Annotated in this window: 20 protein-coding genes; 19 read left to right on the forward strand and 1 reads right to left on the reverse strand. The window is 51.6% G+C overall.

The features are described from left to right. Positions 1–219 precede the first annotated feature (219 nt). The 19 genes from SNR34_RS05010 (at position 220) to SNR34_RS05100 (ending at position 21,685) form a co-directional block, all read left to right on the forward strand. Entirely contained in the window at positions 220–1,095 is an 876-nt protein-coding gene (locus SNR34_RS05010) for an ABC transporter permease (RefSeq protein ID WP_445259775.1), read from the forward strand. 11 nt (positions 1,096–1,106) lie between these two features. Then, on the forward strand, positions 1,107–1,976 hold the full coding sequence (locus SNR34_RS05015) for a carbohydrate ABC transporter permease (protein WP_236420967.1): 870 nt from the start codon (positions 1,107–1,109) through the stop codon (positions 1,974–1,976). Between the two features lie 76 nt (positions 1,977–2,052). After that, on the forward strand, positions 2,053–3,711 hold the full coding sequence (locus SNR34_RS05020) for an extracellular solute-binding protein (protein WP_339276293.1): 1,659 nt from the start codon (positions 2,053–2,055) through the stop codon (positions 3,709–3,711). Positions 3,712–4,141: 430 nt separating this feature from the next. Continuing rightward, positions 4,142–4,588: a tellurite resistance TerB family protein gene (locus SNR34_RS05025; protein ID WP_236420965.1), complete on the forward strand. Its 447-nt coding sequence runs from the start codon at positions 4,142–4,144 to the stop codon at positions 4,586–4,588. Positions 4,589–4,650: 62 nt separating this feature from the next. Further along, positions 4,651–5,244, forward strand: a complete 594-nt coding sequence (locus tag SNR34_RS05030; protein WP_236420964.1) for a TerD family protein — start codon at positions 4,651–4,653, stop codon at positions 5,242–5,244. 78 nt (positions 5,245–5,322) lie between these two features. Further along, a complete protein-coding gene (locus tag SNR34_RS05035) occupies positions 5,323–5,898 on the forward strand; it encodes a TerD family protein (RefSeq protein WP_486181310.1) in 576 nt (191 codons plus the stop codon). 151 nt (positions 5,899–6,049) lie between these two features. Next, positions 6,050–6,631 (forward strand): TerD family protein, encoded by a 582-nt coding sequence (locus SNR34_RS05040; RefSeq protein WP_236420962.1) that lies wholly within the window; start codon positions 6,050–6,052, stop codon positions 6,629–6,631. Positions 6,632–6,660: 29 nt separating this feature from the next. Then, entirely contained in the window at positions 6,661–7,905 is a 1,245-nt protein-coding gene (locus SNR34_RS05045) for a TerD family protein (protein ID WP_236420961.1), read from the forward strand. Positions 7,906–7,934: 29 nt separating this feature from the next. Then, positions 7,935–8,669, forward strand: coding sequence for a TerC family protein (locus SNR34_RS05050; protein ID WP_236420960.1), 735 nt, complete (start codon positions 7,935–7,937; stop codon positions 8,667–8,669). A gap of 127 nt (positions 8,670–8,796) precedes the next feature. Next, complete coding sequence (locus SNR34_RS05055) at positions 8,797–10,011, forward strand: HpcH/HpaI aldolase/citrate lyase family protein (RefSeq protein WP_486181311.1); 1,215 nt, start codon at positions 8,797–8,799, stop codon at positions 10,009–10,011. Beyond that, positions 9,947–11,347 (forward strand): phosphoribosyltransferase family protein, encoded by a 1,401-nt coding sequence (locus tag SNR34_RS05060; protein WP_486181312.1) that lies wholly within the window; start codon positions 9,947–9,949, stop codon positions 11,345–11,347. Before SNR34_RS05055 ends, SNR34_RS05060 begins: the two co-directional genes overlap by 65 nt. Before the next feature lie 9 nt (positions 11,348–11,356). Beyond that, on the forward strand, positions 11,357–12,508 hold the full coding sequence (locus SNR34_RS05065; RefSeq protein WP_486181313.1) for a cysteine protease StiP family protein: 1,152 nt from the start codon (positions 11,357–11,359) through the stop codon (positions 12,506–12,508). Further along, positions 12,505–13,332: an HAD family hydrolase gene (locus tag SNR34_RS05070; RefSeq protein WP_486181314.1), complete on the forward strand. Its 828-nt coding sequence runs from the start codon at positions 12,505–12,507 to the stop codon at positions 13,330–13,332. Before SNR34_RS05065 ends, SNR34_RS05070 begins: the two co-directional genes overlap by 4 nt. Beyond that, on the forward strand, positions 13,329–14,369 hold the full coding sequence (locus SNR34_RS05075) for an ATP-grasp domain-containing protein (protein WP_486181315.1): 1,041 nt from the start codon (positions 13,329–13,331) through the stop codon (positions 14,367–14,369). The genes SNR34_RS05070 and SNR34_RS05075 overlap by 4 nt, the downstream gene beginning before the upstream one ends. 402 nt (positions 14,370–14,771) lie before the next feature. Continuing rightward, positions 14,772–15,551 carry a hypothetical protein gene (locus SNR34_RS05080; protein WP_486181316.1) on the forward strand — a complete coding sequence of 260 codons (780 nt, stop codon included), beginning with the start codon at positions 14,772–14,774 and terminating at the stop codon, positions 15,549–15,551. An 11-nt stretch (positions 15,552–15,562) separates the two neighbouring features. Continuing rightward, entirely contained in the window at positions 15,563–16,666 is a 1,104-nt protein-coding gene (locus SNR34_RS05085) for a toxic anion resistance protein (protein WP_486181317.1), read from the forward strand. A gap of 569 nt (positions 16,667–17,235) precedes the next feature. Further along, on the forward strand, positions 17,236–17,811 hold the full coding sequence (locus tag SNR34_RS05090; protein WP_486181318.1) for a hypothetical protein: 576 nt from the start codon (positions 17,236–17,238) through the stop codon (positions 17,809–17,811). A gap of 264 nt (positions 17,812–18,075) precedes the next feature. Further along, positions 18,076–19,860 (forward strand): ABC transporter ATP-binding protein, encoded by a 1,785-nt coding sequence (locus SNR34_RS05095; RefSeq protein WP_486181319.1) that lies wholly within the window; start codon positions 18,076–18,078, stop codon positions 19,858–19,860. After that, positions 19,841–21,685 (forward strand): ABC transporter ATP-binding protein, encoded by a 1,845-nt coding sequence (locus SNR34_RS05100; RefSeq protein ID WP_486181320.1) that lies wholly within the window; start codon positions 19,841–19,843, stop codon positions 21,683–21,685. Before SNR34_RS05095 ends, SNR34_RS05100 begins: the two co-directional genes overlap by 20 nt. A gap of 70 nt (positions 21,686–21,755) precedes the next feature. On the opposite strand, the gene SNR34_RS05105 is transcribed toward SNR34_RS05100, so the two are convergent. Beyond that, positions 21,756–23,741, reverse strand: a complete 1,986-nt coding sequence (locus tag SNR34_RS05105) for a DUF4832 domain-containing protein (protein WP_486181321.1) — start codon at positions 23,739–23,741, stop codon at positions 21,756–21,758. Positions 23,742–23,919: the final 178 nt, after the last annotated feature.

Here is a 23,919-nt window from a genome sequence, read left to right on the forward strand (position 1 = left end):
CCCCAAGCGGGAGCTTTTTTTGCGTAGAAATTTGATAAAGGATCGGTAAATATCGAATGTTTGCGCTTACATAATTTTCTACAATACAGCTATGTACACAACAGCCGAGAGAGGAGGAGGCATATGAAAGGGCAGCTTACCGCAGGACCGCCCGGATTTCAAACGCCCGAGAGCGAAGTAAGAGAACGAATTCGGCAGCAGCGAATCAGACGATTCAAAATGAACATTCCGCTGATCCTGATGTTTTTGCCTGTGGTCCTGTTTTACCTGATTTTCCGATATGCCCCGATAGGCGGGCTGGTCATCGCCTTCAAGGACTACAATTTCTACGATGGCCTCTGGAACAGCCCTTGGGTAGGATTCCTGCATTTTGAAACATTGTTCAGCGACCCGCGCACGGTGGAGATTATCCGCAATACGCTGTTCCTCAGCCTGCTCAGCATCATCGTGGGTTTTCCGATTCCCATTGTGCTGGCGATCATGCTGAACGAGGTCAAGAACATGGCGTTCAAACGGTCGGTGCAAACCATCGTGTACATGCCGCACTTTTTCTCCTGGGTTATCATCGCGATGATGATTATGACCGTATTCTCGCTGGAGAATGGCATCGTCAACCGCTGGGTCGAAGCATGGTGGGGGGAACCGTACCCGTTCATGTACAACAAAGGCTCCTGGATCGCCGTATTCGTCGGCTCGGGCATCTGGAAGGACATGGGCTTCAACGCCATTATTTTTTTGGCGGCACTGACGACCATCGATCCGAGCCAATACGAGGCGGCGCAGATGGACGGGGCGAGCAAATTGCGGCAGATCTGGCATGTGACGCTTCCGGGCATCCGGTCCACGATCATCCTGCTGCTGATCCTGTCGATGGGACGTGTCATGGAGGTCGGGTTCGATCAGGTCTACATGCTCCAGAACTCCAACGTCAACGAGGTCGCGGACGTCATCAGCACGTACATTTACCGTACGGGGCTTCAGGGAGCGCAGTTCAGCCTGACCACGGCTATGGGATTGTTCGAGTCGCTGGTTGCGTTCATCCTCATTTTTTGCGCCAACTATATTGCCAGAAGATTTAACGAAGGTTTGTGGTGAGGAGGGGGAACGTGAGAACGACCCGTGGAGAAAAAATATTCTACATCGTCAATTACGCGCTGTTGTCGCTGGTCGCCCTGAGCTGCATCCTGCCCTTGCTCAATATTATAGCGTTGTCGCTGAGCGACGCCAGGGCCGTGCTGTCGGGCCAGGTCGGACTGTGGCCTGTCGATTTTACGTGGTTTTCCTATCAAAGCCTGCTAACGGGCACCCCGATCCTGAACGCGTTCTGGAACAGCGTGGAAATCACGCTGATCGGCACGGGGCTCAGCATGGCCGTTACGATCATGGCGGCTTATCCGCTGTCGCGCAGGCATTTTTATCACCGCCGCTTTTTCACGATGGCGATGGTGTTCACGATGATTTTCAACGGGGGCTTGATTCCCACCTATCTGGTCGTGCAGAACCTGGGGCTCGTAAACAGCTACGGGGCACTGTGGTTGCCGGGATTGGTAAGCACGTACAATATGCTGATCATGCGCTCGTATTTCGAAAATTTGCCCGGCGAAGTGGATGAGGCGGCACGCATCGACGGCTGCAGCGAGCTGGGACTGCTGTTCCGCATCGTGCTGCCGTTATCCAAGCCGCTGCTGGCGACGATTGCGCTCTTTTACGGCGTCGGCTATTGGAATTCGTTCATGAGCGTCATGATCTATATCAACGATACGTCGAAGTACAACATGACGGTGCTGGTGCAGAACATGATCATGTCCAATCTGAACGTGCAGGATTTCACCGATCCGACGATGATTTCCAACCTGACGCCGGAAGGCATCCGGGCTGCCGCGGTCATCGTGATGGTGATTCCGATTCTGGCCGTGTATCCGTTTTTGCAGAAGTATTTCGTGAAAGGCGTCATGCTTGGCTCCATCAAGGGCTGATGTGATGTTACTGAATCGGCATTCGGTTGTTCAGGCAGTTTCGTTTCATATCATACAAAGAAAGAGGGTCTGATCTATGGCGGTTTCGATCAAGGCATGGTTGAAGTCGGGGCTTGTACTCGGCTTGATTGGCGGAGTGCTGGCAGGCTGCGGCGGCGGAAACGGGGAAGGCTCACCGGCGGATGGGGAAGGAGCGCGCGGCAGCATTACGTCGACGATCTATGACCGCGGGGCGGTGCCGAGCGGCATGGGTACGATCGAGGACAACATGTGGTCCAAATGGATCAACGAGAACGGTCCCGTGAACGTAAAATATACGGCCGTTCCGCGCTGGGAATCGCAGTCCAAGCTGAATGTGCTCTTTGCTTCCGGCAGCGCGCCGGACGTCATTTTCGAATTCGGGACGCCGATCCGCAACACGCTGTTCAATCAGAAGCAGCTGATGCCGCTGGATGACCTGATCGCGAATTCGAGCGTGGAATACAAAGCGCTGCTGGAGAAATACCCGCAGCTTAGGAAGGCGGGCATCAAGAGCGACGGCAAGCTGTACGAAGTCGGCCGCATGAACGAGGTGTTTCCGTTGACCAGCTTTTTTATCCGCGAGGATTGGCTGGAGAAGCTGAATCTGGACGTGCCGACGAACGAAGCGGAGATGCTTGCGGTGGCCAAGGCGTTTGCGGAACAGGACCCGGACGGGAACGGCGTGAAGGATACATACGGCATCGGCGGCCTCCAATTCGGGGATACGGCCGGACTGTTCCGCTACATGTTTAATGCCAACTGGGTGAACGTGGAGAACGGCGAGCTCGTCGTTGGGCCGAACCACATGAAAGAGGCGACGGCCTTCAAACGTGCCCTCTACGAGGCGGGCGTGGTCGACAAAGATTTCCTTACCGACAAGGACGGAGCCAAGTCCAAACAGGATTTCCTGAACGGAAAAATCGGCATGTATGCCGCGATGACTTCGGATTATACCGGTTTTGCCGCCAAAGAACTGGATACATTGATGCAGAACGTTCCCGAAGCCAAGCTGAAGGTCATTGCGCTGCCGTCAACGTCGGTGGGGCAGTATACGATGGTCTGGAACAACCCGGTGCAAATGACCGCCGTGGTCAATGCCCGTGCCAAAAATCCCGAAGCCGTCATGCAGTACATCGATTTCCTGACCAAAACCGAATCGGGCCGGACCTTCAAGAACGGCTTTGAAGGCACGCATTATACGCTCAACGAAGAAGGCTGCCCGCGCATCTCCGACCAGGAGAAATACAAGCAGGAAGTTAGCTGGGCCGGAGATTATTCCATGCTGTACAGCCGCTTGGAAGAAGGCAAATGCGGGTATACCGAGATGCTGTTCAGCGACGATATTCCGTCGCAGAAGGAAGGTCTTCGCCTTTTCAAGGAAGCGCGGGAAGTGTACATGAGCGATCTGCCGGTCGGCGAGGGAGTCACGCATTCGGAGCATATGCCGCAATTGCCGAAGGAGCTGCAGGTGAAGCTCACCAACGTAACGACGGCGATTAACGACATTTATACCCGCTCGATCATCGGCGGCAGCAAATATACGGTGGAACAGGCCGACACGGAAGCCCGGCAGAAGTGGGCGCAGGGAGGCGGTCCGGAAATCGAGGCCTGGTACAAGGATTGGTGGAGCAAGGAGAAGGACAACGTGCTGGTATGGGACGATTTCTACGAGATTTATCAGCAGCAGCAGGCGGATTTTGAGAAAGCGAAGTAATCTCGCACAGCCGGATCGGCTAACCTTCGCATGGAATTCTTCGGAGTGTCAGGACCTCTCTTGCGAGGCGTAGAGGAACGGAGAAGCAGAGTACAAATGGGAGAAAGCAAATGTGCCTGGGCTGCAATGCCCGGGTTATTTTGTTTCATGTAATTGTAGTTCTTTTTTCTTATGATGAAATCATGGGGAGACATCATGCGAAATACATATTGGGGTATTGTGGAAAAAAAGTCGAAATAGGATGTCGTTTTGATTACATGGGGTGTAATGAGAGTAATATTTTACTTTTATATGTAGAAAAATGACAAAAAAAAGAGTATAGTAGAGGAATAATTAACTTTGATTTCTATCATTTTTTAGACGAGAAATTGGTTTTTTTTTAATCTCTTGAATTTTCGTAATTATGAAAAAAAGTAGATGGAGGATCAGGATGAGCTCATTTCGTAATTGGTTGAATACAGCTAAACAAGGACTTGAGGACCAGGTCAAAAAGTTTAAAAACAAAGATTTTATGGATGCCGTTGTTGCTGGCTGCGCGTTGGTAGCGTTTGCGGACGGCACGATCGACGCATCGGAGAAGAACAAGATGGCCGGATACATCAATTTGAGCCAGGAATTGAAAGTATTCGACATGGCTGTCGTGATCGAGCGTTTCAATTACTACGTGTCTAACTTCGAGTTTTCTCCGCAGATCGGGAAACAAGAGGCATTAAAAGCGATCGGCAAGTTTAAATCCAAACCTGAAGTTGCTCGGGTCATTGTAGGTGTGTGCAGCGCCATTGGTGCAGCAGACGGGAATTTCGACGATCAGGAACGGCAAGTTGTAGCCGAGATATGCACGGTGCTTGGTCTGAATCCAGGCGAATTCAACCTTTAATACAGGCTGAAAGACAGACTTCGGGATGGCTTTGAATCATTATTGAAAGGAGGTGAGTATCAGTGGCTGGAATCAGTCTGGTTAAAGGACAGAAGATTGACCTGACCAAAGGAAAGACAGGCCTGACTCACATCATTGCCGGATTGGGATGGGATCCTGTCGTGGCCCGTGGTTTTTTCGGAAGAAAGAAACAGGCGGACATCGATTGTGACGCCTCGGCCATTTTGCTTGACGATCAAGGCAGGTTAACGAAGGAGAGCAATCTCGTTTGTTTTCATAATAAGCAGAGCGCATGCAGATCCGTCGTTCACAGTGGGGACAACCTTACCGGCGAAGGCGAGGGAGATGACGAGCAGATCAAAATCAACCTGACGGCCGTTCCTGCCGATGTGCACAAAATTCTCATTGTGGTCAACATTTACGATTGCATCAACCGTAAGCAGGATTTCGGAATGATCGAACGTGCCTATATCCGTATTCTCGATGCACGGGGCTCTGAGGAGCTTGTTCGATTTAACCTTTCTGAGAGTTATGCCGGCAAGACGGCTCTCATTTGCGGAGAGTTGTATCGACATAATGGCGAATGGAAGTTTTCCGCAATCGGTGAGGGTGATCATGCGGTACATATCGATGAGTTGGCCCGCCGTTATACGTGATCATACAATTTTAGTTTGGATATGGAAGGTTGATAGCATTCAGGTTCAAACATTATATTCGAAGCGGAGATGAGAATAATGGCAATCAATTTGTCAAAAGGTCAAAAAGTGGATTTGACGAAGTCCAACCCCGGCCTGACCAAAATCACGGTTGGACTCGGTTGGGACACCAACAAGTATGATGGCGGTAAAGATTTCGACCTGGACGTATCCGTGTTCTGCGCGAATGCGGCAGGCAAAGTGGAAGGCGAGAAAAACTTCATCTTCTTCAACAACCCGCAAAATGAAAATGGCTCCGTTGTACATACGGGCGACAACCGTACCGGAGAAGGGGACGGCGATGATGAGCAAATCAAAATCGACCTGCCGAACGTTCCGGCGAACGTTGAGAAAATCGCGTTCACGATCACGATCTATGAAGCGCAAGAGCGCAACCAGAATTTTGGTCAAGTATCCCGTGCTTATGCCCGGATCGTAAACGAAGCGAACAACGAAGAGTTGATCCGTTTTGACCTGGGAGAGGACTTCTCGATCGAGACAGGCGTCGTTGTCGGCGAATTGTATCGTCACAATGGCGAATGGAAATTCAACGCGATCGGCAGCGGCTACAAGGATGGTCTGCTGGGGCTGACTCGTGATTACGGTTTGCAATAAGTAAGGAGCCGTCTGTGCGGTTTACTCTGCGCAGCGTTTTTTCAGGGATAAAAATCGAGGATGAGGATTTATTTCGTAAGACTGTTTGATGCAGGAGTTCCGTTTTTTGGATTCCTGCATCACGAATTTTAAGGGAAGGTAGGTATGAATAATGACAATCAGTTTGGCAAAAGGACAGAGAATCGATCTTACAAAGACAAATCCGGGTTTGACGAAAGTTGTCGTCGGATTGGGCTGGGATACGAACAAATATAGCGGCGGTGCCGATTTTGACCTTGATGCTTCCGCATTTTTGTTGCATGAGGACGGCAAAGCCAAAGGCGCGGATGATTTCGTATTCTACAACAACCCTACAGGCGGAGCCGGCTCCGTTACCCATACAGGAGACAACCGTACGGGTGAGGGCGAAGGCGATGATGAGCAGATTATCGTTGATTTCAGCAAAGTGCCTGCTCACATCCAGCGGATCGGCATTACGGTAACGATCTATGATTATGAGGGCCGTGGCCAGAATTTCGGTCAAGTTTCGAACGCATTCGTGCGTGTTGTGGATGCCTCGAGCGACCGCGAGGTGCTGCGTTTTGATCTTGGAGAGGATTTCTCCACGGAAACCGCAGTGGTATTCTGCGAATTCTACCGCTCAGGCATCGATTGGAAATTCCAAGCCATTGGCAGCGGGTTTGCCGGCGGTCTCGCGGCGCTCTGCAAAAACTACGGTTTGGATGCGCAGTAAGGAAGAACTGACAGGAAAGGTGATTGACTATGGCTGTAACTGTCGTTAAAGGGCAGAAGGCGGACCTGACCAAGACCAACCCGGGACTTGCGCGAATGACGGTAAGCATCGGCTGGAATTCGTCTTCTTCGCTTGATCTGGATACTTCCGCATTCCTGTTGGGGGCGAACGGCAAAGTATCCGGCGATGCGGATTTCATTTTCTATAATCAGCCGTCCACGGAGTTCATTACGTACAAAGACGCGGCAAACGCTCCTGCCAAGAAACAGTTCGACATCGATCTAAGCCGCATTCCTGCCCGGATCGAGAAGATTGCGTTCAGTTTGACCATCTATGATGCCGATTCGAGAAATCAGAACTTTGGACAGGTACAGAACACCTTTATCCGCTTTTCCAATGCCGCTAATGGGCAGGACGTATTGAACTACGATCTGGACAGCGGTTTTACGGTGGAAACGGCGATCGTGATCGGAGAATTGTACAGGCATAACGGGGAGTGGAAGTTCAACGCGGTCGGTGCGGGATTTGCCGGAGGACTGAATGCGTTGTGCGGAAATTTCGGGGTGGATGTTGATAGCAGTTCTTCCTCCTCGCAACCGGTACCGCCAGCACCGATTCCTCCTGCTCCGCAGCCTCCAACCCCTCCCGCACCGCCGCCTCAGCCCAAGCCGGAATTGAATCTGAGCAAAATTGAGCTGAAGAAAAAGGGAGATTCCATCAATCTGAAGAAAAACGCGGGCGGACTCGGCGAGATTCTGATCAATCTGAACTGGAACCAACAGACAAGCCGCGGGCTGTTTGGACGCAGCAAAGGTGTAGATTTGGATCTCGGCTGCCTGTACGAAATGAAGGATGGGAGCAAAGGGGTTGTTCAGGCCCTGGGAGAATCCTTTGGTTCACTGAATCGCTTCCCGTATATTGCTCTGGATGGCGACGATCGTACCGGATCGGTCAAAACAGGCGAAAATCTTCGCATTAATGGTGCACGCATATCCGAGATTAAACGGATTCTTGTATTTACGTACATTTATGATGGAGTTGCCAACTGGTCCCAGGCCGACGGGGTAGTCACGATATACCAAAAGGACGGTCCGGATATTATCGTTCGGATGAACGAGTATGGCAGTTCTCATGGCATGTGCGGCATAGCCATGTTCAGCAATCAAAATGACGAGACGTTCAGCATTGAGCGGATTGTCGAGTTTTATCCAGGACATCGCGATCTGGACCGGGCACATGGCTGGAACATGCGCTGGACAGCCGGAAGTAAATAACATTTTGAATTAGCGGAGGCCGCCTTTTCATGTTTAGTGATTTTTTTAGAAGCATTAGCGAGAATTACGGGCATTTCTTCTCCTGGACCGAGATCGTAGCTACATTATCCGATCCGGTGAGCTGGGGGATTATCGGTACATTGATCTTGCTTGAAGGATTATTGTCTGCCGATAATGCGCTGGTGCTCGCGGTTATGGTCAAGCACTTGCCGAAAGACCAGCAAAAACGGGCCTTGTTCTACGGTATTCTTGGAGCGTACATTTTCAGGTTCATTGCCATCGGTTTGGGTACCTTCTTAGTGAAGTTTACGCTGATCAAGGTGCTTGGAGCACTATATCTCCTGTATATCGCGTACAAAGGCTTGTTCAAATCGGAAGCGGAAGAACAGCAGGAAGGCAAGCAATATTCCTTCTGGAGAACGGTGCTTATGGTCGAACTGATGGACATTGCATTCAGTATTGATAGTGTCATTGCAGCGTTCGGCGTCAGCGAACAGATCTGGGTTCTCTTCCTTGGAGGCATCATCGGGGTTCTCATGATGCGTGGAGTGGCACAAGTATTCTTGCGCCTGATTGACAAGTTTCCCGAACTGGAGAAGGCGGCATTCATTCTGATTGCCATCATTTCGGTCAAGATGATGCTCAGCGCATTTGGGGTTCACATCCCGAACGTGGCGTTCTTCTCGCTGTTGATCGCAGTGTTTGTTGGAACGATGATTCTCAGTTCGATTCGAAACAAAAAACAAAACAAAAGCCAGGTTTAATAACCTGTTCACACAAAGATCAAAATTTATCAATCCCTCCGTCATCTTGGAGGGATTGGTTTTTATACTCGGACGGAATCGCAAACAGTGCAGATCGCCTCAAGCTACAGAGCAAGGAGAGGATATTTTGAAATACTTCAGTTTTTTGAACCCGGACGAGGAGGCCTCCCTCTTCTATTCTTCACCAGAACCGTTCGATCGTCTGACATCAAAAGACATGCTGGCCTACGCTGTCGGAGCCGCCCTCTATATGCCGGCCACGCGTCCCCATATTGCGGACGATATTTTAAGCGGCAAACACGAAGGGTTAACGACCATTATTATGGATCTGGAAGATGCTGTAGGGGATGGGGAGGTTGAATTGGCGGAGCATCGTCTAGCACAATCCCTTTCCCGAATTCAAGAGGATCTGCATACGGGAAGGTTGCTTCCGGAACGGCTTCCTTTGCTTTTTGTCAGAGTTCGGACACCGGAACAGCTGGAACGTCTACTTGAAGTGCTTGGAGATCGGGTATCCCTGCTAACAGGCGTAGCTTTGCCGAAATTCGGGGTGGAGAACGGCCAAGCTTATCTCCGTCTGATCCGGGAATATAACCGTCAGAAATCTTCTGAATCCCCGGTGTTGTATGCAATGCCCATCATGGAAACGGCCGAAATCATCTACCGTGAGACTCGTTGGGAAACGCTGGTGCATCTTAAACGTATTATTGATGAATATGCGGAATACGTGCTGAATGTCCGGATCGGTGCTACCGATTTTTCTAGCTTGTTCGGTTTACGGCGCAGTCCTGAGATAACGATCTATGATGTGGCGATCATCCGGGATTGCATAGCGGATATCATCAATCTCTACGGACGCATAGACGGTGGATACGTCATATCCGGACCGGTCTGGGAGTATTTTAGCCAACGGGAAAGGATATTCAAACCGCAGTTGCGCCAGACTCCGTTTGAAGAATCGTTAGGCAGAACAGGCCGGAGTTTGAGAATGAAATATATCAATAACTCGATGGATGGATTGATGAAGGAAGTGATGTTGGACAAGGAGAATGGCATCGTCGGCAAGACGATTATCCACCCGTCACACATCAAGCTTGTACAGGCTATGTACGTCGTAACGCATGAAGAATATATGGATGCTCAAGAGATCATTGCGCGGAACGACGGTACTTTAGGTGTTTTCAAAAGCACTTACACCAACAAAATGAATGAAATCAAACCACATTTAAGTTGGGCTCGTCGTATTTTAATCCGATCAAAAATATATGGGGTGTTACATGAACAGCAGCACTATGTCGGGCTCTTGCCCAAGCACCAGCACTCATACGTTTCCTATTCTTGATACGTTCAGCGTGACGGTCGAAGCTGCGCACAATCCGCTGCAGATCCCGTTGGAATGCTTGTTTTCCATGGCCGCCCGGATCAACAAAAAGCGCTCTTTTCTGTTTGTGAGCAAGGTACTCGGCAAACATATTCCCGTTAATCCGTACAGTTCGTTGCTGAGCGGAGCGGCACTTGCGGTATTATTATATGAAGATTGCGTGCAGGGAGCGGATGAACGGATATCCGAATGGAAGCGGCAGATATTCAGGGGGATCACGGATGCTGACCATGCGCAGCAAGCCTATGAAGTTTTGCTTGATGCGGGCATGCTTTTGCCGGAAAAGGTTCGTTTCGTCGGTTTTGCGGAAACGGCCACGGCTCTTGGGCACAGCATGTATGAGATGTTTAAGGAACACGCGACGTATATTCATTCGACAAGGGAATATTTCCCGGATGTGAAGCCGAATATCCGATTCGAAGAGGAGCATTCCCATGCTACTGCTCATCGCTGTTACGCTCTTGAAAGGGAAGCACTGGAAGGCACAGGGCCTCTTGTTCTGGTGGATGATGAAATCACTACAGGCAATACAACGTTAAACATTATACGGGACATCCAGCGGCAGTATCCGCGTTCCAGGTATTACATTGCATCCCTGCTTGACTGGCGAACCGAGGCAGATGAGCGCCGATTCGCCGAACTGGAAGCCGAGCTGGGAATCGAGATTATTCCTTTGAGTTTGCTTAAAGGCAAGTTCTGGGTACAAGGAGAACCACGTTTAGAACCAATGAAACCGATCCGTCACGACGCTGAACGCGCGAATATCAACCACATATCCGTAGCGGACAAGCTGGACTCCGTCATCATGGAATCCGCGGATTCGGAAGGACGCCGCTGCTCCGGTCCCTATGTCAGAATGACGGGAAGGTTCGGGATCCAATCGACTGATAATGCTAAACTGCGTTCGGATCTTTCCGATATCGCCCAGATGTTGCGCCAACGGCGAAGAGGAGAACGAACACTGGTCATGGGCACAGGGGAATTCATGTACATTCCAATGAGAGTTGCGGCGGAGATGGGAGAAGGGATTTATTATCAATCGACTACCCGCAGTCCGATTCAAACGATCGACAGACCTGACTATGCTGTTGTTGCCGGAAAGAGTTATGCTTCGCCGGAGGACCCGACCGTGATGAATTATATCTATAATGTAGTGCCAGGGCAGTATGACGAAATTTTTGTCCTGGTTGAGAGACAGATGCCGAAGGAACGCATGCAGCCGATGATCGATGCATTGTCGGGCCTTGGATGTGAGCACATCCATATGGTGTACTGCGGTATTTCAGAGGAAGGATGAAGCTGGGGCATGAATGTATCCGTTATTGAGCAAGTCATGCAGCGTAAGGTGAACCCGCCTGTACCGATGGGGAGTTATGACCCGTCTGACGTTGTTTTTCTGTTAAAGGACCTAAGTAATGTGAATTTGGAAAAAGAGACCGAGGAACGTGAACATGCCATTCAATCAGGCGTGCATTATTCGGAAATGCTGCCTGTGGAATATCACCCTACGGATGAATATATAGCTTTGTTTCATGAAACGCTTGAACACTCCGCCGCGAAAGTGGCTTTGGCTGCCGCCACGGTAGCCGAGATGATTTTGCGGAAGCAGGGGCCGCCACCGGTTCTGGTATCGCTTGCGCGCGCAGGGACGCCGATCGGCATTTTGATCAAACGCTACATTAAAATGAAAACGAATCGGGATCTTCCCCATTACAGCATTTCGATCATTCGTGGCAAAGGCATCGACGAGAATGCGATTCTTTATATTTTGCAGCAGCATGGAGCAGATGCCAGACTGCAATTCATTGATGGATGGACGGGCAAGGGGGCGATACGCCATGTTCTGATGGACGCTTGCCGTATGCTGGAGGAACAATACGGAATCAGACTCGATGACGATCTGGCCGTGCTTGCAGATCCGGGACAATGTTCCGCCACCTATGGCACGCGAGAGGACTACCTCATTCCAAGCGCCTGCCTGAATTCGACCGTCTCCGGATTAATGAGCCGGACGGTTCTGCGGGACGACCTGATCGGACCGGAGGATTTCCATGGTGCCAAGTGGTACAAGGAGTGGTCCGAATCCGATTTGTCCCGGCATTTCGTCGATAGAATATCCAGCTGTTTCGCCGAAGTGTCGGATTTGGCGCAGCGGCAGGCAGAAGACGCGCTGCTGCATCCCCCTGCGGTGACTTGGCAAGGCATGAAGGATATCCGTTCCATTCAAGAGGCATTCGGCATTGATGACGTCAATATGGTGAAGCCCGGAATCGGGGAAACCACAAGAGTGCTGCTGCGGCGTGTTCCTTGGAAAATCCTCATTGATTCACCCGATAATCCGAATTTGAAGCACATCATGCTGCTTGCGAAGGATCGTAACGTTCCTGTGGAAGTATTTCCCGGACTAACGTACTCCTGTTGCGGAATCATTCAATCGGTTAAGGGGGGCGGAGAATGATCTATGCCAGCGATTTGGATCAGACGTTGATCTATTCCCGCCGCTCGATGGGAGTGTCGGAAGAAACCCCTGGGCTTGTGCCTGCGGAATGGATTAAGGGGGAACTGTCCGCTTATATGTCTGAAGTTGCCCTGAGGCAGCTTCAGGCGCTTGCAGAAGAGGTTACCTTTATCCCGGTGACGACTCGAACAGTCGAACAGTATAAGCGGATTGCTATTTTTCAACAAGACCTCTTGCCGTCCTTTGCCATCACCAGCAATGGTGGAAATATTCTGGTCGACGGACTTGTTGATCAAACGTGGCATAAGCGTGTTCGGGCCAGACTGATGGAAGAGTCCGCAGCGCCCGAAGAAGCGAGACGACTTATTGAACCTATACTGAATACGGATTGGGTGGCCGGAGAACGATTGTGCGACGGGCTGTTCTACGCATACGTCATTCATCGGGATCGCATGCCGCTGGAGGCAGTCATGGAAAAGATCGAACAGCTTGGGCGTTTGGGCTGGGAAGCTTCCATTCAGGGGCGCAAATTATACCTTGTTCCCTCGGCGGTGAACAAGTGGGATGCCGTGGCTTATGTGCGAGAGCAGGTTGGAGGCGGGCCGGTCCTTGCCTCAGGGGATTCTTTGCTGGATCGCTGCCTCCTGGATGCTGCCGACTATGCGATAGCCCCGCGGCATGGCGAGTTATATCGGGAGAAGCAGCGCTATCCTGAACAAATCCCATATCGTTTTACGGAACAAGCCGGCATATTTGCGGCAAACGAGATCGTGGATTATGTACGGACAACACATCAAGCATTGACGGGAGAGGCTGCCTCATGAGCAAAGTGCGCATTTATTTTAATCGCTGGTTCTCGGTTGCATATCACTACATGAATTTGATCCGTAACAACGAGGATGGGATGCCGTTCGAAATTTACGGCACGCATTCCGATCCTGGAAATATGGCGCTGCAGGGATGCGATTATGCGGAAGTGGAACCGAAAGTCACTGGAAGGGAATATGTAGATTTCTGTCTGGATTTTTGCCGCCGACACCAAATTGATGTCTTTATCCCTCGCTGGAACATGCTTGATATAAGCAGGCATGTGCACCTGTTCGAAGAGATCGGCACCAAAGTCATCGTTTGCACGGATACAGAGCTTTTGGAGCAGCTTATGGAGAAGGACCGGTTCTACGAATCCGTCCGGGAGAAAGGAATCATGAGCATTCCCGAGTACTTCACGGCAAGCAATGCCGCCGAGTTTCGGGAAGCGTACGAAGCCCTCTCTGCCCGTGGGCACGAAGTATGCTTCAAGCCCTGCAACGGGGAAGGCGGAATGGGCTTCCGGGTGATTGATAACAGCCGGGATCGATTACAGGAGCTGTTCGGCCATGCGCAGAACCGCATTTCTTACCAAGACGCGCTTGATGCGTTCTCCTCGGTGGAAGCTTTCCCTAAAACGATGGTGATGGAACGGTTAGAGGGCTACGAATACAGCATCGACTGCCTTGCGGGCGGGAATGGAGAGCTGCTCGCCGCCGTGCCGCGCCGTAAGGCAGGCGGACGTTTGCGATTGCTGGAGGAGCATCCCGAACTGCTGAAAATTGCGCAGGATGTGGCGGAGGCATACCGCATTCCTTACAATTTCAACATCCAGATGAAATACCGCGGAGACGTCCCCAAACTGTTGGAAATCAATCCGCGTATGTCGGGTGGCCTGCATGTATCCTGTCTATCGGGAATCAATTTTCCGTATTTGGCCGTAAAGCTTGCTTTGGGATACGAAGTTGGGCCTTTGCAGCCTAAGTACGGCATTCTTGGCAGCCATGTCGAACAGCCGCTGGTTATTGATCCGGGAAAGGTCGTCGGTACTTAGGACTGCTTTCCATAGTTTGACACTTTCTGAACGGTTTTTTTATAATATCAGAGAGCTTGCACCTCGAAGAATAGGCATCCTGATATTGCAAGAAAATCTACGACTAAGGGCGGTCTGTCTACTGAGAGGGTGCGTCGATGGGTGATTTTCTTATAATATCAGAAAGCTTGCACCTCGAAGAATAGGCATCCTGATATTGCAAGAAAATCTACGACTAAGGGCGGTCTGTCTACTGAGAGGGTGCGTCGATGGGTGATTTTCTTATAATATCAGAAAGATTACACGTCGAAGAATAGACATCCTGATATTGCAAGAAAAATCTACGGCTAAAGGCGGTCTGTCTACTGAGAGGGTGCGTCGCGGTTGGCGTTGCAGGTGCTGTTATAGTCAGGAGGACTAATCATGTTACGGAAAACAAAAATCGGATGGGGAGCGCTAATCGGATATGTCGTCGCTGCGGTCAGCAGTCCTTTTGTTCCCGAATTTGTGTCCTGGGCCATTCCCGCAGTGACCACATTGGCTGCCGGAATGTTACCGTCTGCTGCATCCCGGTCACGGAGTGCTTCCCAAGATGCAGCTCGCCTGAATGATGATCGTCGTGGAAATCGTGCCAACCAAAAGAACTTGCAGGATTGGCAGCCAGGTGGAAGCACGGACAATGGGGAGCGTCAGAGAAGCCCTCAGGGACAAGCGGGTGATGGTCAGCAAACAGCAGCTTCGGTCAGATTCGGGCAGGAGCCCCCAGCTCAAGACCAGGGAGCTGCCGAAATCAGTAAGCTTGATCCTGTGTTTGGTCCCGTCATCGAGTACCTTGAGGTTCTGGAAGACATGGTTATTTCCGAAGGGCAAAAGAATGAACTGGATAACGAAATCGTTGAGAAGTCCTTGGCATTATTCGCGCGTTTGCAGCGTGTCATTCCTGCTCTGAACGAGTTGAATAACGGGGATATTAACCATATGGTGCGGCGATTGATTCTAAAAGACCTGAACGGATTAATCAATCCGTTCTTGCGCCTGAGCGGCGATGCGAAACGTACGAACCGGCGAACATTGCTGGGCGGTTTGAAGGATGTGGATTCAAAAATATCCGAAATTGTATCAACCATCGAGCATAAAGATCTGATGGAGCTGCAGAACAAGGCAGAGCTGATTCATCAGCGATACAACGGATCGGAGCTATAGGAGGGAACGACATGGCTACGGAATTGCTTCAATTAAAACAGGAAGACGAGCAGCGCATACAACAGGAGGCAGCTCAGCTGATCCAAAAGGTGGCGCAGAGCGATGCACTCCAACTGGACACGCTTATGGATGATATCGGCAAGCTTGGCGTCAAGACGCAGGAAAAGGCAGGGCAGACGCTCAAGCTTCTGGATCGGCCCGTGAACGATCTGATGTCAGGCAACCGAGCTGAAGTGTCCAACATGATCCTGAAACTGCGCGATGAATGCGAGAGCTTGCAGCAGAGCAAAAACGTAAGTTTTGTAGGAAGGCTGCTGCGTAAGAGTCCGCTCAAAAATTACGTCTACCGATACCAATCGGTGCGCAAAAATATCGACAGCATCATCAACGGCCTCCGGGACGGGAAGGATAACCTTGAGGAAAATATCGTAAACATGCGGCAGCTGAAGCGCTCCTCCATGCAGGAGATTTACAATATTCAGACGAAGATTGCCTTCGGCAACCAGTTGAAGGCATTGTTCGAGGCCGAGATTGCCAAACCGGAGAACGAAACGCGCAGGCCACATCTCGAACGTGGATTGCGTAAAGTGGTTACCCGCATACAGTCCATGACGGAAATGATCATGCTGTACAACCAGGCTATTGCCGCTACGGACATCATCAATGACAACAACGACAAGCTCATTGATTCGGTCAATAACGCGATCGACAAAACAGCCAACCTGATCACCGTATCCGCGATGATTGCAATGGCGCTCAATGATCAGGAGAAGGTCATTAATGCCGTAGAGGCGACCAACAAAACGATCGAGGATCAATTCAAGGAAAATGCAAGGCTGCTGCGTACGACGACGGAACGGACCAACGATCTGTTGTCCAAGCCGGCCATGTCCATCGAGTCGGTGAACCAGGCCATCGGCGATCTGATGTCTGCACTGGATCTTTCCGAGCAGTCCAATCGCAGAATTATCGAGAGCTGCAACGATTATACGGCGAAAATGACGGCGCTTAACGCTAAAATGAGTGAGAGATTGGCTCTGGAAGGTTCCAGCCAACAAGCCATTCGGAGCGCGGGACAGCCGGAACGCAGTGCCATCCAGTCTTTTTTGGACTAATTCACCGCCTATATAAACCGCAAAAAAGATACACACGTTAACGGAGAGGCAGAACCAATCTGGAGAAGCGAAGCGGTCGCTTAAAAGCTTTCTGAAAGAAAGCTGCATCGGAAGCATAGGCTTATCACCGGATTTCCCCTTAGAAAAAGGGAATTTGAAAAAATCTGGGGATAACAGCGATCGGAAGATGGTACTGGACTCGCAGTGCCCTGTGTGATAGTTTAGTGCGGTTTATATAATAACCAAATAACTAAAATCAAGTTTGAAGAGATGTCTCACCGTGAGGCATCTTTTTTGTATATGTTGGACAGGCAGCGGAAATAATGGCATACATCGAATTTCTTCGCATACATTCTGGTAAGGAAGAAAGATCGCCACTTTTGCGGGAGGGATCATGCGATGTTATCTATCATTATTGCCGGTATTCTGCTAGTTCTGATCGTGGTAGCCAGCAGTGAAAAGGCAGAGTCTATTGCAGAGTTGAATGAACGCTAATGAACTATATTTTTTAAGCATGGTTTGATAGAATATAGGTAAACTTTGGGAGTTCATGAAGGAGTCTGCTTAAGATGCTGGAGTTTTCATTCGAGATTATTGACGAGACCAAAATTAACATTCAGTACAGGTACGGCAGCGAGATGTTCAACTTTAATTTGTTTTGGACGCAAGAAGGCTGGACGCTGCATCCGTTCGACGGCATTCTGATCGAAAACCGCGACATGTGCCGGCTGATCGTTTCTGAATTGCTGAAGAACAAGGATTTTCATGTCATGCTGGCCAAGGAAAAAATCATGTTGTCCCAATTGCGGACCACGATTAACCTGGATCAACCGGATGCTTATGAAGACCGGTTATCCGATCGCAGGTTGGGAGACCGTTATGACGAGGATGACGAACTTATGCGATACATAGAGAATCATACTTTTGATGAAGTGCTGCAGCTTGAACTGGAGCAGATTCGGTCACGAGTGGATTTTTTCCAGCAAATCATTCAGCGCATGTTCATGGAAGGCATTGGACCGGAGGATGCTGACTTTGCCAAGGTACAAGCCTTGATTCGCATTTATAAAGAGACTGGCGAGAAGTTTGAGCGCATGAACGGTTATGATCCGGGTTACGGGGACCATGACCGCAGAAGATGGTAGGCATACATGAATAATGAGGCCTGGGCGGCATGATTGCCCGGGTTTTTCTTTTTGCAAGGAGGCGTTCTTGGCGTCCATTTCAGGGTAATCATGATAGGGGAAGAAGATATTGGCGGTTCGTTATCGTAAAATGCGCTATAATAGCCGTATTGGGTACGTGAAATTTTACATAGATTACAAGAAAGGGAACGAACGGAGCGGCTATTGTAAATTTGACGTGTGCTTGGGCAAAGGAACAAGCCCTCCGGGCTGGAGGTATGCATAATGATCAAGCTGTTGGTTTATCTGAAAAAGTACCGAGTCGCCGCGATTGCAGCCTTGGTGATGATGCTGATTGAGCTGACCGTCGAATTGGCCCAGCCTTATCTGATCTCCAAAATCATTGACCACGGGATCCAGCAGGGAGATCTGTCGGTCGTTTGGCTGTGGGGCGGCGTATTGGTAGGCAGTGCCGTCGTGGCCTTCGCCGCGGGCATTGCGAGTTCGTTTTTTGCATCACATGCGAGCCTCGGGTTTGGTTACGACTTGCGGGAGAGACTATACGGCAAAGTGCAGTCGTTCACGTATTCGGTATTCAACCGTTTTGCGACCTCATCGCTGATCACCCGTCTAACCGGGGATATCACCCAGGTACAGGACACAATATTCATGAGCTTGCGCTTCATGACGAGGGTTCCGCTGGTCGTGATTGGAAGCGTTATTATGGCCGTGGTGGTCAATGCGAAGCTGGGGCTGCTGCTGGTCGTCATGGTTCCGGTGCTGCTGCTCTGCGTGGTGTATATGATCAAAAAGGCAGCGCTGCTGTTCCGCAACGTGCAGCGCAGGCTGGATGCCGTTAACGGCGTCATCCAGGAAAATCTGACAGGCATTCGGCTGATTCGGGTATTCGTGCGAATGGGCCATGAGATCGAGCGCTTTGCCGGATTCAGCGGCAAGCTGATGAAAGGCACGATCTCCGCACTGCGCCTGACGGAGACAACGATGCCGTTCATGCTGCTGGTCATGAACCTGTGCATCATCGCCGTCCTCTGGTTTGGCCGCCGGGACATCGCCGTGGGCCATGCCAGCGTGGGCGAAGTGGTTGCCGTCATCAACTATTTGCTGCGAACTATCGGCGCGCTGTCGGCATTATCGTGGATTCTCGTCACGTTCTCCAGGGCCAGTGCGTCCGCGCAGCGGATTCATGAGGTGCTGGACACGCCGGAGGACGGCATCGATCAGGCTATGTCGGGGCAGCCAGGAGCGACGCCGCATGCAATTTCCAATGCTGTGGGTACCGGGAAGAGAGCTGTCGTTCGGGGCGCAGTCGAATTTCGCGACGTGCAGTTCCATTATCCGAACAGCGACATCACGGTTCTGTCGGACATCAGTTTTACGGCCAAGCAAGGCGAACGGATCGCGATTATGGGGGCCACGGGTTCCGGCAAGTCAACGCTGGTGCAGCTTATCCCAAGGTTGTATGCCCAGGATCGGGGCATCGTTCGCATCGACGGCACGAATGCCGACGAGTATGACGTGACGGCCTTGCGGGGAGCGATCGGATACGTTCCGCAGGAGGTTATTCTTTTTACGGGTTCCGTGAAGGATAATATTGCCTGGGGACGGGAAGACGCTACGCTGGAGGAGATCCAGGAAGCGGCCCGTCGTGCCCAGATCCATGAAACGATCGAGAAGCTGCCGGATGGTTACGATACAATGCTGGGCCAGCGCGGAGTCAATTTGTCCGGCGGGCAGAAACAGCGCTTGTCCATCGCCCGCGCGTTGATTCGCCGTCCGAGCATTCTTATTTTGGACGACAGCACCAGCGCGCTGGATGTGGCCACGGAGGCCAAGCTGCTGGATGCGCTGGAGGAGCTCTCGTGCACCACCTTCATCATTACGCAGAAAATCAGCTCCACCACTTCGGCCGACTTGATCCTGCTGCTCGATGAGGGCAGGCTGATCGGACAAGGCAAACACGAGGACCTGATGGAATCGTCCGAGTTATACCGCCGCATCCATCAATCACAATACGGGGAGGGTACGCCGCATGTTCAAAGCATTCATTGAACCTTTCCGCCAGCCGCCGCCCCCGGTTGATCCGAACGTTTTCCGGGAAGGCGGAGGCGGCAAGCCCAAAGCGAGGGCGAAGAACTGGTCGGGCACGTTAAGCCGGGTCTGGGCTTATCTGGCGCGGCGTAAAGTGAAGCTGGGCATGGTGCTTCTCATGGTATTGGCCAGTTCGGCCCTTGCTTTGCTTGGCCCGTACATGGTCGGCATGGCCGTGGACCGTTATATCTCCGGTGACGCGGGGGAAGGCGGCTGGACGTTGTTCCTGCTGGCATTGGCAGCAGTCTATCTGCTCTTCTCGCTGACGTCCTGGCTGCAAAACATCTGGATGATCGAGGTCGCCCAGGAAACCGTGTACCGCATGCGTTACGACTTGTTCTCCCACTTGCACAAGCTGCCGATCCCGTTCTTCGGCAAGCGCCAGCAAGGCGAGATTATGAGCCGGGTGACGAACGATATCGAAAATGTGAGCGGTACGCTGAACAGCTCGGCCATCCAAATTTTCTCCAGCGTGCTCACGCTGCTCGGAACTTTCGGGGTGATGATCTGGCTGAGTCCGCTGCTCACTCTGTTGACGTTTACCGTGGTGCCGCTGATGGCCCTCGGCATGCGCTGGATTACACGCAGAACCGGGCCGCTGTTCAAGGAGCGCCAGCGCAATTTGGGTGAATTGAACGGATATATTGAAGAAACGTTATCGGGGCAACGGATCATTAAAGCATTTTCCCAGGAGGAACGGGTTATTCGCGGCTTCGAGGAACGCAATATGCGAATCCGCATCTCGGCGTTCTGGGCACAGACGATATCTGGCTTCATTCCCAAACTGATGAACGGTTTGAACAATCTGAGCTTTGCCATCGTGGCCGGGATCGGCGGTATTTTGGCTATCCAGGGTTCGGTGACGGTCGGCGTCATTATCATCTTCGTGGAATATGCCCGCCAGTTTACGCGTCCGCTGAACGATCTCGCCAACCAGTGGAACACGCTGCTGTCGGCGATTGCTGGCGCAGAGCGCGTGTTTGAGGTATTGGACGAAGACGAGGAAGCGAAGGATGAAGGCGCGGCGGTTGCATTGGAGCAAGTGCAGGGCGCGGTCCGCTTCGAGCACGTTTCCTTTGGATATGACGAGGGGCGCAACATTCTGCACGACATCAGTTTTGAGGCAAAACCCGGCGAAATGATCGCGCTTGTCGGACCGACCGGCGCAGGCAAAACGACGTTGATCCAGCTGCTGTCCCGCTTCTATGACCCGACAGGTGGCCTGCTTACCGTCGATGGCCGCGACATTACGACCATTCGGCGCGAAAACCTGCGCTCGCATATGGCGTTTGTGCTGCAGGACTCGTTCCTGTTCCAGGGCACGATTCGCGAGAACATCCGGTTTGGCCGTCTGGATGCCACCGATGAGGAAGTCGAGGCGGCTTCCCGTCTGGCCAATGCCCACTCCTTTATCGTGCGCATGAAGGACGGCTACGATAAAGTGCTGCAGGACGGAGGCAGCGGCATCAGCCAGGGCCAGAAGCAGCTGCTTGCCATTGCGCGTGCGATTCTGGCCGATCCGTCCATGCTTGTGCTGGATGAAGCGACGAGCAGTATCGATACCGTGACGGAGATCAAAATCCAGGAGGGATTGCAGCGTCTGATGCAGGGACGGACCAGCTTTGTCATTGCCCACAGGCTGAATACGATCCGGCAGGCGGACCGGATTCTGGTGCTGAAGGACGGACGGCTGCTGGAACAAGGATCGCATGAGCAGCTGCTTGCACAAGGCGGGTTCTATAGTGAGTTGTACTACAGCCAGTTGCGGAAAAAGGCGTTGCAATAAGGAGAATGCGAAAAAGAGCAGGGTTCTGAGGCATAATGTCCTCTGATCCTGCTCTTTTTTGTCTATCCGTTTACTTGGTTACACTGCTGAGTTTGTATGCGCCGTCCGCGAGCCTGTTCGTATTCGCAAAATCCACCCCGGGTTTATTCGTTGCCGGATCAATGATCGCGATGGCGATGTCATAGGTGCCTGAGGCCAGGCCCGATACGGGGATGGAGTCGGTCAGCGTGTAGCTGCCCGTTTTCCAAGTGGTCAAGTTCGCTGACGTTGTCTTTTTGGCAACGACCGTATTTCCGCTCCGCAGCTGAATTTCCACCGCCCATGCAAACGGGAAATGCTGCACGCCTTTATTTTCGATCTGAATCGTTGGCGTAAACGTGTTCCCGGTAATGGTGGAAGGATGGGAGATTTCCTTCACCACGAAGTGGTAACCCATGCGTTTCTTCAAGGCATCGATATTGGCTTGAAGCGCATGATTGAGCGGAAGGGACGCCGGCGAGTTGGGTCCTAGCCAGCTTGGTTTGCTCAGCTCGGTTTGGCGCAAAGTTTCCGTATATCCGCTGCCGCTGGTCAATGCGGCAAGCATGCCGGAAGCGCCCCCGTAGAATTCGCCGCCCGAGATGCGCGTCTCCCAGAAGTTGGCGTGTGCGGGCTGCTGCTGGCCGATATCATCCCAGTACCCGTTCTGAGTGCCGGTGTACCAACCCCAATCCGCATCAAAACTGTCCTTGTGTCCAAACACGTCGTTGAACATGCCCATGATCATGCCCTTGTTGTTGGTTTTCGCCAAAGCGATGCTGCGGCGGATCAAGACCTGCATCTTGTCCTCCTTGCCGGCAAAAGCGTCAATGTAATGCTGCACGTAAACGTTCGAAACGGCATTGGGAGGGAAAACCCCGGTGTAATTGGTTTCGCCATTGGGGCCTACATAAGGCCAGGTATGGAACTCGCCCCAGTGACCAAGAGAACCGATCTGGATGAACGCAACCGGGCGATCATTGGTATTATAGTGTGCCGCAATGGCCTCGATAGCCAATTTATGCCGTTCCTGGAGATAAGAAGAGCTGTAATTCGGCGAAAAGCCCGTATTGTTTCCTGTGCCCATACCTCCGGTTTCGTCGCTGTAAGGTGTTCCGGGCGATTCCCCGCGCGCGACCATATCGTTGTAAAGCCAGTCTGGAATATCGCGGTGAGCCTGACCGGTCGGGCTGTCCAGAATGAAGCGCAGCACCACTTTGACGCCCTTGTTTTTCCAGTAGGCAAAATGATTCGTTGCTTCGATTGCGCTGAAGTCATACGTTCCTTTTACGGGCTCCAGCTCCTTCCAGGTAACCCCGGCATACACCAGTCTGTGCGGCTGTGCATAGTCGGTGGATTTGGCGGAAGGGGCCCAGCCTTTGAATGGATTGTTAAGCGGACTATCGAGCTCCAGAGGGTACGCGACCGTTTCATTGCCGGAACCGCCTTCGGAACCGGAGGTCAGCGAATAGCCTGGCAGCGCTTGGCCTGCTGCCGGCAGTCTGGCCGTATCTGAACCGTTATCAATGTAACCGACCCGAACCGTGCTGCCTGCTCCGACCTGCAGGGTGGCCAAAGGAATGGCAACCTCGATGACGGAGGAACTGCGATAAAATTGGGAATTCGTCAATGTTGCGGCCGAATTCCAAACCCAATCGGTGCCGCTGCCGCCATAACGGTATAGTCCCTGATTTTCAAGCAGCCATTCGACTCCGGTGGCCGCCCAGCCGGACGCTTGGTATCCTGTCGAGGCATCGTTATCGGCATTAATCCAGAAGTTTCCCATAGTCGTACTCAAACCTGAGCCCTGAACGAGCAGGTACAAATTTGTCCCGTCATGGGTTGCTTTAAGCGTCTGAGCCGTGCCTGATTGGCTTGCGAGCGCAGCAATTCCGCTCCAGTCGCTGACGTTGCCATCAATGGTGATCGTGGCGGCAGTAGCTTTTGGAGCAGCACCAGGCAAGAACAGGGTGAACATGAGAATGAGAGCAAAAACCAATCCGATGGTCCGTTTGCTTCGGTTGAACAATGTGTTCATGGTAAACCTCCTAATACGGAATGTAGGTTATTCGCTTACGCTTTCTCGTCTTGATGTCGTTCATAAGGTGGGAAAAGTAGTTTGCTTCAGTCAAAAAAAGCGGAGGAATAGTGACGTTTCATGTCATGGTAATGGCAATCATAGGGGATGAGGCATGAAAAAGTGAAATAAATGTTTG

This window comes from Paenibacillus sp. XP01, assembly GCF_057364885.1.

Coding starts and splice junctions, on each gene's coding strand:
- SNR34_RS05075 (WP_486181315.1), top strand. CDS start 13,329: ATGAGCAAAGTGCGCATTTATTTTAATCGCTGGTTCTCGGTTGCATAT.
- SNR34_RS05020 (WP_339276293.1), top strand. CDS start 2,053: ATGGCGGTTTCGATCAAGGCATGGTTGAAGTCGGGGCTTGTACTCGGC.
- SNR34_RS05010 (WP_445259775.1), top strand. CDS start 220: ATGAACATTCCGCTGATCCTGATGTTTTTGCCTGTGGTCCTGTTTTAC.
- SNR34_RS05080 (WP_486181316.1), top strand. CDS start 14,772: ATGTTACGGAAAACAAAAATCGGATGGGGAGCGCTAATCGGATATGTC.
- SNR34_RS05060 (WP_486181312.1), top strand. CDS start 9,947: ATGAACAGCAGCACTATGTCGGGCTCTTGCCCAAGCACCAGCACTCAT.
- SNR34_RS05085 (WP_486181317.1), top strand. CDS start 15,563: ATGGCTACGGAATTGCTTCAATTAAAACAGGAAGACGAGCAGCGCATA.
- SNR34_RS05040 (WP_236420962.1), top strand. CDS start 6,050: ATGACAATCAGTTTGGCAAAAGGACAGAGAATCGATCTTACAAAGACA.
- SNR34_RS05025 (WP_236420965.1), top strand. CDS start 4,142: ATGAGCTCATTTCGTAATTGGTTGAATACAGCTAAACAAGGACTTGAG.
- SNR34_RS05105 (WP_486181321.1), bottom strand. CDS start 23,741: ATGAACACATTGTTCAACCGAAGCAAACGGACCATCGGATTGGTTTTT.
- SNR34_RS05100 (WP_486181320.1), top strand. CDS start 19,841: ATGTTCAAAGCATTCATTGAACCTTTCCGCCAGCCGCCGCCCCCGGTT.
- SNR34_RS05050 (WP_236420960.1), top strand. CDS start 7,935: ATGTTTAGTGATTTTTTTAGAAGCATTAGCGAGAATTACGGGCATTTC.
- SNR34_RS05090 (WP_486181318.1), top strand. CDS start 17,236: ATGCTGGAGTTTTCATTCGAGATTATTGACGAGACCAAAATTAACATT.
- SNR34_RS05065 (WP_486181313.1), top strand. CDS start 11,357: ATGAATGTATCCGTTATTGAGCAAGTCATGCAGCGTAAGGTGAACCCG.
- SNR34_RS05035 (WP_486181310.1), top strand. CDS start 5,323: ATGGCAATCAATTTGTCAAAAGGTCAAAAAGTGGATTTGACGAAGTCC.
- SNR34_RS05095 (WP_486181319.1), top strand. CDS start 18,076: ATGATCAAGCTGTTGGTTTATCTGAAAAAGTACCGAGTCGCCGCGATT.
- SNR34_RS05070 (WP_486181314.1), top strand. CDS start 12,505: ATGATCTATGCCAGCGATTTGGATCAGACGTTGATCTATTCCCGCCGC.
- SNR34_RS05045 (WP_236420961.1), top strand. CDS start 6,661: ATGGCTGTAACTGTCGTTAAAGGGCAGAAGGCGGACCTGACCAAGACC.